At 38.4% G+C, this 14,865-nt stretch carries 9 protein-coding genes; 3 read left to right on the top strand and 6 right to left on the bottom strand.

The features are described 5' to 3' along the window. Positions 1-2 precede the first annotated feature (2 nt). From NBH14_RS11850 to miaB, 6 genes are all read right to left on the bottom strand, one after another. The gene (locus NBH14_RS11850; protein ID WP_186959448.1) at positions 3-1,184 is read right to left on the bottom strand and encodes a DUF5000 domain-containing lipoprotein; all 1,182 of its coding nucleotides are present in this window, start codon (positions 1,182-1,184) and stop codon (positions 3-5) included. Between the two features lie 27 nt (positions 1,185-1,211). Next, positions 1,212-3,104: a RagB/SusD family nutrient uptake outer membrane protein gene (locus NBH14_RS11845; RefSeq protein WP_186959449.1), complete on the bottom strand. Its 1,893-nt coding sequence runs from the start codon at positions 3,102-3,104 to the stop codon at positions 1,212-1,214. An 11-nt stretch (positions 3,105-3,115) separates the two neighbouring features. Beyond that, complete coding sequence (locus tag NBH14_RS11840; RefSeq protein WP_186959450.1) at positions 3,116-6,547, bottom strand: TonB-dependent receptor; 3,432 nt, start codon at positions 6,545-6,547, stop codon at positions 3,116-3,118. Positions 6,548-6,693: 146 nt separating this feature from the next. Then, positions 6,694-7,767: a FecR family protein gene (locus NBH14_RS11835; RefSeq protein ID WP_186959451.1), complete on the bottom strand. Its 1,074-nt coding sequence runs from the start codon at positions 7,765-7,767 to the stop codon at positions 6,694-6,696. A 66-nt stretch (positions 7,768-7,833) separates the two neighbouring features. Next, a complete protein-coding gene (locus NBH14_RS11830; protein WP_186959452.1) occupies positions 7,834-8,436 on the bottom strand; it encodes an RNA polymerase sigma factor in 603 nt (200 codons plus the stop codon). Positions 8,437-8,705: 269 nt separating this feature from the next. Further along, positions 8,706-10,076, bottom strand: a complete 1,371-nt coding sequence (miaB, locus tag NBH14_RS11825) for a tRNA (N6-isopentenyl adenosine(37)-C2)-methylthiotransferase MiaB (protein ID WP_186959453.1) — start codon at positions 10,074-10,076, stop codon at positions 8,706-8,708. Between the two features lie 251 nt (positions 10,077-10,327). On the opposite strand from miaB, the gene NBH14_RS11820 reads away from it, so the two are divergent. The 3 genes from NBH14_RS11820 to NBH14_RS11810 all read left to right on the top strand — a co-directional run bounded on the left by NBH14_RS11820 (position 10,328) and on the right by NBH14_RS11810 (position 14,652). Continuing rightward, the gene (locus NBH14_RS11820; RefSeq protein WP_186959454.1) at positions 10,328-10,753 is read left to right on the top strand and encodes a hypothetical protein; all 426 of its coding nucleotides are present in this window, start codon (positions 10,328-10,330) and stop codon (positions 10,751-10,753) included. Between the two features lie 79 nt (positions 10,754-10,832). Next, positions 10,833-12,329, top strand: coding sequence for a butyryl-CoA:acetate CoA transferase (locus NBH14_RS11815; RefSeq protein WP_186959455.1), 1,497 nt, complete (start codon positions 10,833-10,835; stop codon positions 12,327-12,329). A 1,063-nt stretch (positions 12,330-13,392) separates the two neighbouring features. Then, positions 13,393-14,652 (top strand): hypothetical protein, encoded by a 1,260-nt coding sequence (locus NBH14_RS11810; protein ID WP_186959456.1) that lies wholly within the window; start codon positions 13,393-13,395, stop codon positions 14,650-14,652. Positions 14,653-14,865: the final 213 nt, after the last annotated feature.

Below are 14,865 nucleotides of genomic sequence, written 5' to 3'. Positions count from 1 at the left end.
GTTTATTGATCATTACCCCAAAAAGTCAATTCAGCAATATGCAAATAGGCAGCTCCCGACCATGTACTTTTCACAACAAAACGCAGATAACGTACTTTTTTCAGGTCCAAAGGTGCAGAATACTCGAATCCCTTAGAAGCATACTCCGCATCTTCATTGGTGACAGTTCCGTCTCCGGAAGGTTTCAAAGTAACATAATCACCAACTTGTACCCAGTCGTTTTTCCACTCTTCCGTCCAATATTCATCGTCCATTCCTTCTTTATAAGTATCGGTAGCCCATACTTCGAACGTTTTAGGGTTGTAATGTTTATAGAACCAGGACGTACCGTCACGATGATACAGCTTAAAACGACTCAATTTTGCATCGACACCTAAATCCAGTGTAAAATAGATTGGTATAGATCCATCTTTCTCCGTTGTATGCCACATAGTCGAAAGACTATTATCAAACATTTTTTCGAATGTCATGCTTCCGCTATAATTTGTACTATTATCCTTTGGCAAAACAAGCCGTTTATGCTTACTCTTATCCAACTGCATTTCATAATACGGAGAAACCTCCTGTTTAATGGTATCAGAAACATTTCCCCACTTATCAGTCAGATATAAGGCAAACACTCGTTTGACATCATCATAACCTCTAAAGGAATAATCACCTTCTTTCATATTCGAATAATATGTTTCCCCATCTTCCAATTCACCTTTACTGTTTGTCGCCATTATAGTTAAACCTATCTCAGAGCCTAATTCATTGTCCCAGGTAGCATTGACACCTCCAAAGTCTGCCTGCAATTTTACAGAGCTCAATATAAGATCGACTATCGGCGTTGACGGATTGATGGTCACCACGAACGGTTCGGAAACATTTTCACTATGATCAACAACATATAATGTGACATCTAATGGGTCCGTTGTTCCCAAACCTTCAATTTCCAAACTGTTTTTATAAATCGAAGACCTCACCACATATTCCCGGTTATTAACATAATAAACCCCCTTCACATATGAAATATCGGTTTCTTTAGGTATTGTATACGATATCTTAGCCCCGCCGGGTGTACTTTCTACCTCCACTGCCGTGATCGTTGATGGGGCTGTACCATCTGTTGGAGTTTGTCCGATATGATCTTCTGCACATGAGATCAATACCAACAAGAAAAATGAATATATTAACTGTTTCATAATGTTCTCTTTTATTATTTCTAGATATTACTCCCAGCCAGGATTTTGTACCAGATTCGAATTAATTGTTATAGAATTTGTCTTGATTGGCCATAGATAATCTTTAGTCTTAAATATACGGTTAGCATAAGTCACCACCGTATAATAAGAATCGACTGTTTCCCCTTGATAATTCCAGCCTCTAACCGGTTGATTCAAATAATCCATGGCTTCTTTCCAACGGCGCAAATCACCGGAGCGAACCCCTTCACAAGCCAATTCATTCAGACGTTCCTGATGAATGATCTCTCTCATTCCTTCCTGTGTATTCGGTTTATTAGCCAGTTTGGATTTCTTCCAGGATTCAACAACACCTTTTAATCCGGCACGCTCCCGAACTTTATCAATATATCCATAAACATCCGCCACAGGAGTAGAGTTTGCTTCATTCAAAGCCTCGGCATATAAAAGATAGAGATCGGACATACGAACTAGCGGAAATGAATAACGAACTCCGTTATAAGTATTGGAAGCCGTCCCTGCAGTTGTTTCATAATTGATTAACTTCTTAATAAAATAGCCGGTCGGAATATGTTCACCCGTACTTCTGAACCCGGATATTTCACTCTTACGGGCATGCAGATACCATTTATCATTATCCGTAATTTTACCGGCACCTTCAAAAACAGATCTGTCAAATCCCAGAGTCGCATAAAAACGAGGTTCCCGGTTAAAATGAAGCTTAGCTGTCACCTCACCCGGTTCCAGATAAAACTTATCCTTATCCGTAACCTTCTGCGTATCGTATCTGTTTTCGTAGTCCCATGAAGGATCCTCATCGATAGGAATACCGTTTTCAGTATAAAACTGTTCTGCAATCTTCAGAGTAGCACATATTTCATTTGTTCCGTTCCCCAGATTGTTTACGACCAGGTGAGGCATACAATATTTTTGCAAAGCTCCCACATCATGTGTCGATCCCCAAACAACCTCTTTATTCCATTTTTCAGAAAATGCAGAACGAAGTGTCAACTTTAATACAGTTGTATCAGATATAGAAGTGGTCGGTCTAAAAGTATACAATTGATGTCCTGCCAGCTCACAGGTATCTATCGCATTTTTTAGTGCTGTCGCCGCACGTTGCCATTTCTCCACTTTAAATTCAGTGTCTATCAGTTTCCGTCCCTGATTATCTACAAAATGTATATAATCCGCATTACCGTTAAATAACGGGCTGGCAGCCCAGACTAAAGCTTTTGCTTTAATAGCAACGGCTATAGGCTGCGTGATACGTCCAGCTTCATTTGTCTTATCAGCAATTTCAAGCGGAAGGTCGGGAATAGCTTCATTTATCAAATTCACAATATATTCCACAACATCATCCACCGGTTCCCGATATACACGAACATCTTCCGGAGAAGCTGAAACCGGTAAGTTCTCATCAATGATTGGAACAGGTCCGTATAAAGTCATTAAATAGTAATGATAGTAGGCTTTCAAAAATTTGACTTCCGAAATCCAACGGTTCCTTTCATAATCCTCCATATCATGTACCCGGTCAATATTTTCCAGAAAAATATTACAGTCGCGTATTGCCACAAACAATTTCTTTCCACTTTGTTCACCATCCCAATAATTCAGATACGGGTTATTGGCATTCTGACTCCCTTTGGCAATATAAGTCACCGGATTAGTGACCCAATTAGGCTGATCAATATCCCACCATATCTCATCTCCGGTCATCAACTCCGTACTACTCCAAATATCTGTCGGATTCGGCAGATAACTATAACAAGTAAAAAAGAAACGTTCAGCTGCCGCTCTGTTATTAAACGATTTCTCTATTGTTGCAATATCATCCGGCACAATATCCAGATAATCTGCACATGAGGTAGAGAAAAAAGTCAATGCAATTATGACCAATCTCGAAAAGCATTTCATAATATTCTGATTTATAAGTTAATATTGACTCCAAAATTAAATACACGCTGTAACGGGTAATTAAAAGCATTACCAGCCAACTCAGGATCCCACATTTTAAATTTCGACCAGACACAAAGATTGTTGCCGGTCACATAAAGCCTCACATTTGCCAGATTTATTGCTTTTACCCATTTCTGAGGCAAAGAATAGCCTACTTCTACCGTTTTTAAACGAATGAATGCACCATCCCGCATAAACCAGGTACTGGTTTGCTCATTATTTTTGACCTGACTAGCCGATAGCCTGGGCCACAAAGCGTAAATATTTTTATTATCTTCAGACCAATGGTCATCTGCATAATATTGCAACAGGGCTCTCGGAGCTGTATTTCCTACAAACGGAGCTGTTTTTGCTGGATCAATCCAGAAAGAAGAACGAGCCGACCCCTGGAAGAAACAAGAGAAATCAAAACTTTTATAACCCGCAGAAAGACCGAAACCATAATTTATCTCCGGAGTTTTCGGGAAGCCGATAGGTACCATATCACGGTCATCGATAATCTGGTCACCATTAATATCCTTATACTTGATATCACCGGCACCATAATCACCAAAAGTTTGTCTTGGTGAATTTTTGACCTCTTCTTCATCCAGGAATAAACGTTCAGCAACCAATCCCCATGTCTGGGATATCTTCTTTCCTTTACGTGACAACCAGGGGGTATCACTGTAATCGGGTTCTTCATATTCCACATATTCACTACTTGCATAAGTGAAATTACCACGCATAGATGCCCATAAATTTTTTGAGAAAGAATGATTATAATCAAGAGAAATATCTATACCTCCTCCTTTTGCTTTACCGACATTAGCCTGAGGAGTAGCCTGCAATCCCATTGTAGTCGGAATATATGCACGTTCCTGTAGAATATTCGAACGATGTTCCGTGAAATAGTCTACCTGCAACTCCAAACTATTCCATAAATTCAACTCAAGTCCCAAGTTCATTTTCTTTCCTATTTCCCAGGTAATGAAAGGGTCCTCATAACGGGATATGGAAACACCATTTCTGGTATAATTAAAATATTCGCCGAAAGTAAATCCTTTCCCCGAATCGTTTGCATTTACTTGGGAAAGATAAAAGAAACGGTCTTTATCCTCACCGATCTGGTCGTTACCGACTAATCCGTATGTAGCCTTCAATTTCAGTTTACTCAGCCACCCGGAATAAGGTTTCATAAAAGACTCATTGGATACTATCCAACCTAAACCGATAGAAGGGAAAAATCCGAAGCGTTCATTTTTAGCAAACCGTTCAGAACCATTATAGCCAAAGTTGCCCTCCACAAAATAACGGCTATCGTATCCATAGGTAAAACGTCCGGCTAATCCTATATTACGATGCGGAAGAGCCAACTGCAATGTCTCCGCATTACTATCTACATAATCGCGCATTGTATAAACTAACATACCGGACACATTATGCTTATCATTAAATTCTCTCTGATAAGCAAGCGCACCTTCAAAATACAAGGTACTGGTTACCTCCCGGGCCCCGGTTGCAAACTCCAGATATTCCGTACCGCCATCCGGATTCAACGCTGTCAATTTATATAAGTCCGGACTGTCCGGATTGGCAGAATATGAATAATAAAACGGTTTATATGAATTTGAATTACCCAGTTTAGAATATCGGTTCACATTAAACAATGCTCTTGCAGATAATCCTTCTGTAATAAAATCCAGTTTCTGTTTTGCCTCAAATTGAGCTAACATGGTCGAACGGCTATATTCCTGATAACCTTTAACCATATCGGCATAAGGATTCGAATAATTACCTTCCCCATAATTACCGAAAAGAATATGAGAAGTATATTTATTTGCTTCGTCAGCCGGATAATAAGGTTGGAACAATACAGGACTGGCATTTACGGCCTTACTATATAAAGACGATCCACCGTCTAACGGACCGGAATAATCATCAAAGGCCCCATGCAGACGGACAATGATTTCAGTCGATTTTGTCAGGTCTATATTAATATTCGAACGTAATATATACTTATTAATACTGATATTATTATTAAAATTATTACGTTTATCCATCTTAATAATACCATTGTCCTTATTATAAGCTGCTGCTACATAATAACGGGCTATTTTACCACCACCGCTAATACTCATGTTGTAACGTTGATTGAACGTGTGATTATTGAATAACATATCACGCCAATCGATAGCCGGATATTGGAGAGGATTTAATCCTTTTTCCGTATTTACTATTTTGGATGTAGAATAAGGTAAGGCAGCCAACGGGTCACGTGTACGCACAGCTTCATTGTGCATACGCATGTAAGTGACCGGATCGGCAATCCCCACTTGTTCAGTCGGAGAAGAGAACGAACCTTCAGCACGAACGGAAATGCTGACCTTTCCCTCTTTACCTTCTTTGGTACTGACAAGAATAACACCATTCGCACCACGAGCCCCGTAAAGAGCGGTTGCATTTGCATCTTTCATAATAGAAAAACTGGCTATATCATCTGTCGTCAAACGGGCCAGGTCCTCTGTTGTCATCTCTACTCCATCAATTAAGATCAATGGATTGGACTTTCCGGTACCAAAAGTCGTCACACCACGAATAAAGAAATCCGAATTATCTTCTCCAGGTTCCCCCGTACGCTGATAAGAGATCATACCTGCAATACGCCCGGAAAAAGCATTCGTCAAGTTACTGGAAGGGACCTTCAGGTCAGAAGGTTTAATCGTTGAAACGGAGGCTATCACACTTTCTTTTTTCTGTTTGGCAAAAGCAACAACCGTTACCTCTTCCAATTCATCCACCTTTGCTTTCAGAGTTACGATCAATTCTTTCTTGCTTGCTACCGAAATTGTCTGAGGTTCCATTCCCAAATAAGAGAATGTCAGCTTATCGGTATTCTTCACTTCTATACTAAAAGTTCCGTCGATATCCGTTGTTACCCCACGTGGAGAACCTTCAACTACAATAGCGACCCCCGGTAACGGTTCCCCTGTCTCATCCATGACCTTTCCCGTCACATTCTTTTGCTGCTGCGGAGTCGATGTAGAAACAGGCAAAGGCCTCTCTTCTTTCTTTTTTAATACAACCTGACGATCTTTAATCTCATATGTCACCGGAGTATCCTTCAATAACTTATTCAACACCGATTCTATGGATTCATCTTTTACGGAAACATTCACTTTACGATTCGTGTCCAACACTTTTTCGTAAAAAAGGAATACAAACTCACTATTTTGCTCTATATAATTAAAAACGTCTTGTATTCTACTTTTCTCAAAATGGAATGTAAATTGTTTTACTTGAGCATAATTCGATATCGAAGCAGCATCAAGATTTAACGAAATTGTCAAAAAAAGATTAACAAAGAAGAGGATTTTAATTTTTTTTATCATCCACTTCATTTTAAATGTATTATAATTCATATCTTTGTGATTTAAGGATTTAACCTTTATGCTATTGGTTCAATCTGAGATTCCGGATAGTACCGCTAATACTATCCGGATTTTTTATTTTCTGTGTTCTTATATCATAGGCTTATCATTTTATTTAAGGTTAAACAATATATCATCTATCGCTCTTTTTTATGAATGGAATACCCCGTATCTGTCTTCGCCCACACAATCGGGGCTGTAGAAGAAATCAGGATGATCAAATCGTCCAACGACTGTTTCAAATCGACTTTACCGCGCATTTTCAATTGGCTAGCCTCAGGAGATACATCGATCGTTACTCCATAGAAACGTTCCAACTTTTTAAACACATTAGATAAAGGTTCGGATTGGAGGATCAGCAACCCATCTGTCCAGGCGATATAATCTACCGCTTCGACTTTTTTTACCGCTCCTATTTTTCCATTATTAATAGCAGCTAACTGATCCGGCTTCAATTCAATCTTATTTTTATTCCGGTCGGATAAACGGACAGAACCATTAACCAGCACGACTTCATTATTCCGGTCATTCTTATATGCACTCACATTAAATGTTGTGCCCAATACCTCTACATCAAAGGAAGTCGTTTTAACAACAAACGGGAGTTTCTCATTTTTTATCACATTCAGACAAACTTCTCCCTCCACATATATCTCGCGGTGATTACCGGAAAACACACGAGGATAGACCACACGCGTCCCGGAATTAATATGCACGGTTGAACCATCGGATAGAGTCAGGTGGGTATATTTTCCCTTCGGTACCACAATCTGGTTATACTCTTGTTCTACTACATCTAAAGAGTCGGCTTCTTGTTTTTCTTCATTAATTAATACACTTCCTTTAGAAGAATATGTAACCGAAGCAGTCTTTTCTTCAACAGTTATTTTATCCTGAGAAGATAAATAGACTTGAATCTGGGAGCTATCCAAAACAGGCTCCTCCAGTAATGCAACATATTTGTCCAAAGAATCAGAATTGCCGGGTTGCTTATATTCAATAAGGAAAAATAAAAATATAACCACAGCAGCTACAGCTGTTATCCCCATATAAATACGCCGTTTCAAAGAAAAGACTTTCTTTGAAACAAGTCCCTTCTCTATTTTTTCCCATACTTCATCTTCACCCTGCTTGCGTTCATTATCACGAAAGCGGAGATAAGTAATTAATCGGTCTGTAACTCTTTGAAATTGTTTATAATTCTCTTCCATGTTATTATCTTGACAATAGTATAACTGGAAAAGAGATTTTTACTCCTCACTTTTTCAGAAAAAAATTTATTTTTTTTTCTCTCCTGCCACCATCCTTTGCAATTTGGCAACAGCACGGGCTACCAAATTCATACATGAATGTGGATTAATATCTAAAGACACAGCCATTTCATCCCACGAAAACTCTTTGATAAAATAAAGATATATTGCATTCCTTTGGTTCGCCGATAACAGGTTATAGGCATTCATCAACAATCTACTTTTCTCTAGATAGTCATCTTCCTTTTCAAACAATCGTACTAATTCTACATCTTCCACCAGAAAATCAGCAACCATATTTTCTTCTAAACTAACACTACCGACCGCCCTACTCGATTTGTCGAGTAAAAGATTTCTAAGTGATTTATACAAATAGGCCCTAATATATTCAATCGAAGATAATGTATCTGAAACAAACAACTTTACAAATAAATCCTGAATGCAATCTTTTGCCATTTCTTCATCATTACAGAAAGAAAGAGCATATGCCAATAATGGAGAATAATAACGCCGGTAAAGTTGTTCAAACGCAACTTTATCCTTTTCAATTATCAATTTCCACAATTGAGCATCAGACAATTCTACATACCTCATTTCACTCTTCATTCCATCAGAAACTATATATTTCATGTATCTACAGACAATACAGAATGCATTAGTTCTGATAGAACTGAGGTATTTATATCTTTTTAGAGGCTGATTAATAAGGACTTATAAAACAGAGTAAAATATCGTTTTTCTTTAATAATAGAGCTAACTTGTTTAAAATAAACTATATTTGCGTGTCATAAATGGGTTAGTTCTATCAGAACTAATTACTTATGAATAAAAAAAGACACAGCTTTTATCAGAATCTGACATAAAGCCGTATCTTTTTATCTACTTGATATACAACTCAATCAATCTATCGTTTCACCAAATAACGTTGCTGAAGACGCACGGTTAATCCGTACTTTCACAAACTGACCGACTTTATAATTCTTCTTATCGAAAATAACCACCTTGTTCTGGCTGGTACGGCCAAATAACTGTTCACGTGAACGCTTGGAAAATCCTTCGATCAGCACTTCAAACTCTTTACCGATATCACGCAGGTTGCTTTCCTCGGATAACTGATTCTGCAAATCGATCATACCCTGTAAACGACGTACTTTCTCTTCTTCCGAAACGGTATCCGGGAGATGTTTGGCGGCATAGGTTCCGGGACGTTCCGAATATTTGAACAGGAAAGCGGCATCATACCTCACTTCACGCATCAGCGAAAGTGTTTCCTGATAGTCTTCTTCCGTCTCCGAATGGAAACCACAGAACAGATCGGTAGCAATAGATGCTTCCGGCACGATGCGACGGATAGCAGCGATACGGTCCAGATACCATTCACGGGTATATTTACGGTTCATCACTTTCAAAATCTTCGAACTGCCGGATTGGGCAGGAAGATGGATATACTTACATATATTATTATGGGCGGCAATCACACGAAGCGTATCGTCGCTCATATCTTTCGGATGGGAGGTCACAAAACGGATACGCATATTCGGAGCTTCCAGCGCAACCCGCTCGAGTAACATCGGGAATGTTACGGTTTCACCATCTTTTTCAAAAGCATACGAGTTGACATTCTGCCCCAGCAGGGTGGCTTCTTTAAAACCTTTATCGCGCATATCCCGGATCTCACTCAGGATACTTTCCACATCCCGGCTACGTTCCCGGCCACGGGTATAGGGCACGATGCAATAGGTACAGAAATTATTACATCCGCGCATGATCGACACAAAACCGGAGATATGCACGCCACCCAGCTTCAGCGGCATTACATCTTTATAGGTCTCCTGTGTGGAAAGTTCCACATTGATCGCCTTTTCCCCATGCTCGACAGCTCCGACCAAATTCGGCAGATCCATATAAGAATCCGGCCCGACCACGAGGTCTGCATGATGCACATTGATCAACTCTTCTTTCACCCGTTCGGCCATACATCCCAGTACACCGACAATCAGCGATTTCTTTTTGCGTTTCAGCGACTGGAAATACTGTAGTCGCCCGTAAACCTTCTGTTCCGCATTATCACGCACAGAACAGGTATTTACGAAGACAGCATCAGCGTCTTCAATCTTGTCAGTCAGGGTGTATCCGTCCATTTTCATAATGGAGGCGACCACCTCGCTGTCCGCTACATTCATCTGACACCCGTAGGTCTCGATGAACAATTTTTTCTCCTCATTTCCGGCTGTAGATTTTAAGTCTACGCCATTTTCCTGATTCGTCATTTCGTTCTTGTTAATAAAATTTAAAATCTTGTATTCTATAAAAATAAACCTCCAAAGGTTTGCACAGTTCAATTCCGAGCACTATATTTGCATACGAAAAACGTAAATTTTTTCATAGTTAAGGTTTTGGTTAAATCGAATAAGGGTGGCTGTGAAGTTACCCTTATTTACTTTTATACCCTTTATAATTCTTACCTCTTTCACTATTCAATAATTCTTCGTACATTTGGAGTGCAAAAATAATCAAAGTTATGGATAACGTAGGCGATTGGATCTATATTGTTTTTCTGATAGTTGCAGCGATAAGCGGTTTATTCAGTTCAAAAAACAAAAAAAAACGCCCGACACAAGTCCTCGGACAGCCCGGACACGATACATACCCGGAGGAAAATACCTCTTCGGGAAAAGGTTTTTGGGAAATTCTGGAGGAGGCAACTACCCCTCAAAAGCCGGAAGCACCAACTGCACCGATCCATAAAAAGAAAAAAAAGACACCTGCCTCAAAACCATTTTTATCCACCGAGCAGGAAATCCAAAAGTCAAAAGTCAGTTCATCCCAACCTATGAACTTCCCCATCGAAGAGGAACATTCCATGCTGGAAGATATAGAGTTCAATAACGCCGAAGAGTTAAGAAAAGCTGTTATTTATTCAGAAATACTCAACCGCAAGTACTGATCTATATTCTTTTTTAATACCTTTGCAGCCGTTTAGCTGACTAACAAGTATTTATCTAATATAAAAACAGTATAATATCATGGCTTTAAAATTCATTACAGCTGAAGAAGCTGCTTCGTTCGTACATCACGACGATAACGTAGGATTCAGTGGTTTTACCCCTGCCGGATGTCCGAAAGTTGTTCCGGGAGCCATTGCTAAAAAAGCGATGGAGGAACATGAAAAAGGTAATCCTTTCCAGATCGGTATGTTTACCGGTGCTTCTACCGGAGACAAGCTGGACGGTGAACTGGCTCGTGCCAATGCAATCAAATTCCGTACTCCATACCAATCAAATAAGGATCTGCGCGCTTTGCTGAATTCTCACGGGGCACAATATTTCGATATGCACCTGTCTGAACTGGCACAAGACCTGCGTTACGGTTTCCTGGGAAAAATCGACGTTGCCATCGTTGAAGCTGCTGATGTAACCGAAGATGGTGAAATCGTTCCGACGAGCGGTGTAGGTATCCTTCCGACTATCTGCCGGATGGCTGACCGCATCATCATTGAATTGAACAGCCGCCACCCGAAGGAAATACGCGGTATGCATGATATTTATGAACCGGCTGATCCTCCTTACCGTCGTGAAATCCCTATTTATACTCCTTCCGACCGTATCGGTACTCCTTATGTGAAGGTTGATCCGGCTAAGATCGTCGGTATCGTTAAGACAGAAGAGCCGAACGAAGGCGGTAAATTCTCTCCGCTGGACGATGTCACAATGGCAATCGGTAAAAATGTTGCCGACTTCCTGGTAAGTGAAATCGAAGCCGGCCGTCTGCCGAAAGAATTCGTTCCGTTACAGAGTGGTGTAGGTAATGTTGCCAACGCTGTTTTGGGTTGCATGGGAGCCAACAAAAATATCCCTGCGTTCAATGTCTATACAGAAGTTATCCAGGATGCGGTAATCAGCCTGATGAAAGAAGGCCGCGTTAAATTTGCCAGCGGTTGCTCATTATCTGTAAGTAATGAAGTAATTCGCGAAATCTATGCAAATCTTGATTTCTTCAAGGATAAGATCCTTCTTCGTCCGCAGGAAATTTCCAACAATCCGGAAGTAGCCCGCCGCTTAGGTTTGATCGCTATCAACACAGCATTGGAAGCTGACATCTTCGGAAATATCAACTCTACTCATGTATCAGGTACAAGAATGATGAACGGTATCGGTGGTTCAGGCGACTTTACCCGTTCAGCGATGTTGTCTATCTTCACAACTCCTTCTACAGCGAAAGAGGGAAAGATCAGCGCTTTCGTTCCGATGGTATCTCACCTGGATCACAGCGAACACTCAGTGAAGATCATCATCACCGAATACGGTGTAGCCGACCTGCGCGGTAAATCTCCGATCGAACGTGCCAACTGTATCATCGACAATTGCGTTCACTCGGATTACAAACCTCTGTTAAGAGAATATCTGGCAATGGGCGTAAAAGGCCATACCCCGCAAAACCTGAAATGCTGCTTCGCATTCCACGAAGAACTGGCTGCTAGCGGCGATATGCACAATGTAGACTGGAGCAAGTATAATAAGTAATTATCGTATATAACAGCACGCAGAATAGATTACCGATCTATCTGCGTGCTGTATTTTTTCCACTTTCCATTTCTTTTTGTCACGAAACAGACCTTTTCCAAAACATAACTATTTTTCTTTTTCTCCTTCCAGACAAACACAAATCACAATTATTAACACATTATTAAAAGGATATCCAGCTCCCATTTAATTTAAAACAAAATGCAAACTCGTTTAAAACGAGAAAAATTTCCTTTTAAACGAATTGATGGTTTATTTAAAGAAAGTTTTTTTGTTAATTATAGCAAAAAACACATGATAAAGCAGTTGGACTCACCGTAAAAAACATGCTGTTTAGCAGTTTTCACCTTCTATTTCACACTTAAAGCAGGAACAAATACAAACATCACAAGGCTCCTGTTAGAGACAAATTCATCACATATTCACAAATATAAATTGAGAACTAAATCAGATCAACACAATAAGCGCTAATTTTGCAACATAACAATATTGCACAAACGCTGTAGAATCGCATCTGATTCAACACGTCCGATCAGAGACACATTGAGAGCAGTCATAGAAGGGGTAAATTGACGTTTTGACATACTCAATAATAACTATTGTCTAAATGAAAATAATATAAACCATTTATTAAATACACTTTTCGAACCATCAAGCAAACCATTATTTATTCCATATAAATATATACTATAAACAAAGTTTATTTACTAATTCTCAATTTATTAAAGTATTAATATACTTATAAAAAAATAAAGAACCGAAAGTGTAGTTATTTCCTCATCAGACAAACTTATATTTACAATAATCTTATAAGATAAACCAAAAAAAACAAAAGTTCAAAAGAGACTTTCGATCTGATCTGCTCCACCAACAATGCATAATAGAGATTATGCTTGACTCACTCAAAAAAGTTAGACGATTAACTCTAACTAAACGATTTTATTCGTTTACTGACGATCATATTAAATAATGACTACCTATAGTTGTTATTTAATCTCTACATTAGAAGATGTATTTTTCTTCCAACGAATACTAAATATTATCAATCATTAATTCACATCTCATGAAAAAGAATATTACTTTTAGCTATATATTAGGAATACTTATAATCCTAATAATTAATTCATGTTCAAATGAAGTATTAGATAATTCTAATAATGTTATGCAATATAACAAAATTCAGACAAAAGCAGTAACATTAGACCCTCCTCTTGATTATCTTAATGATCTTCAAGGAATCCCTATAAACATATATTTACCTCCGGGTGCATCTGGAGTTGGTAAAAAATATTTATCTGCAAATAACAAGGATAATAACCTATTGGCTTCAGATCAAGACTCAGGTTCTGGACAAGAACGGTGGATCTTACATAATTTGAGTTCAAATAATGAGAATCGATTCTCTATTAAACCACAAACCGGAAAGTTTCATTATATATCAGCATGGCAAGACCCTAATGACAAAGAAGAGATATACTTATATATGCAAAATGATGAATACCCTGCATATGACAACGAATTTACCGGTTGGAGATTTATCCCTGTTGACAATAAATTCCTCATTGAAAGTGCAACTTCTCCCAAAAGATGGTTAACAGTGTGGTACGGCTTTTATTGGGTAAATTACGTCCTTCCTCCTACACCCATTAATAATATAGAATGTAGATTTGATATTGAACCGATTAATGAATTCATATTAAATGATATAGAATACAAATCTTTAAATAATTCAGATCAAATAATTGGAGAAAACTATCCCATCGTTTCATACCCTCTTGAAAATTATACAGATATACCTATGACCCAAACTATTCAATCTGTAGCAAACTATTCAGAAAAATCAACTTTTTACGAAATGGAAGGAAGAAGTTCAACTAGTACACTCAAGATAGATGCAAATTTTAGCATTAATGTTCCTAAAATTATAAAAATACTAAATTTCAGTGGAACTGTAAGTTATACTAAATCTTCGACAGACAGCTATCAAGTTACTACAGGAAGGGAAGAAAGTAAATCATATACATTAACAAGAACTATATCAATGGAAGTTCCTCCACATTATAATCTCTATATTGTAACTACATCCAAAAAGTTCAAACCTAAAGCCAAATATGTTGGCCATTTTTATAGTTCTGAACTAGGCAAAACGATACGAATGAGTGGAAACTGGGAAGGAGAACAATTTTATGAACTTAAAGTTCAAGCTTTTGATAATGCAGGAAAACTCTTAGGAAACTTCAATGAAAATGGGACGTTTATACCAACAAACACAATTGAAAAAATGGATATTGAAGCAATCAAACAATCTATTGCAAAAAAATAATACCATTTCTTCAATATAAATTATCTGCAAGAGGATGTGAAATCATCTTCTTGCAAATAAATATATAGAAAATATCAAATTGCATATATTTTGTTTATCTTTGAAAAAACATAATAATATTTTGCTTAATGAGACCTCTGATTATTTTATTTATTAGTATAATGTTAATGATGTCATGTAAAGATGACACATCGACTGATTGTTCCATATTAC

Source organism: Parabacteroides caecihominis (assembly GCF_023656785.1).
In the GTDB taxonomy this organism is placed as follows: domain Bacteria; phylum Bacteroidota; class Bacteroidia; order Bacteroidales; family Tannerellaceae; genus Parabacteroides; species Parabacteroides segnis.
This window is presented reverse-complemented; position numbering and strand designations above follow the sequence as displayed.

Excerpts from the sequence above, each read along its gene's own strand:
- NBH14_RS11850 (WP_186959448.1), bottom strand. The coding sequence starts at position 1,184 with ATGAAACAGTTAATATATTCATTTTTCTTGTTGGTATTGATCTCATGT.
- NBH14_RS11845 (WP_186959449.1), bottom strand. The coding sequence starts at position 3,104 with ATGAAATGCTTTTCGAGATTGGTCATAATTGCATTGACTTTTTTCTCT.
- NBH14_RS11840 (WP_186959450.1), bottom strand. The coding sequence starts at position 6,547 with ATGAATTATAATACATTTAAAATGAAGTGGATGATAAAAAAAATTAAA.
- NBH14_RS11835 (WP_186959451.1), bottom strand. The coding sequence starts at position 7,767 with ATGGAAGAGAATTATAAACAATTTCAAAGAGTTACAGACCGATTAATT.
- NBH14_RS11830 (WP_186959452.1), bottom strand. The coding sequence starts at position 8,436 with ATGAAATATATAGTTTCTGATGGAATGAAGAGTGAAATGAGGTATGTA.
- miaB (WP_186959453.1), bottom strand. The coding sequence starts at position 10,076 with ATGACGAATCAGGAAAATGGCGTAGACTTAAAATCTACAGCCGGAAAT.
- NBH14_RS11820 (WP_186959454.1), top strand. The coding sequence starts at position 10,328 with ATGGATAACGTAGGCGATTGGATCTATATTGTTTTTCTGATAGTTGCA.
- NBH14_RS11815 (WP_186959455.1), top strand. The coding sequence starts at position 10,833 with ATGGCTTTAAAATTCATTACAGCTGAAGAAGCTGCTTCGTTCGTACAT.
- NBH14_RS11810 (WP_186959456.1), top strand. The coding sequence starts at position 13,393 with ATGAAAAAGAATATTACTTTTAGCTATATATTAGGAATACTTATAATC.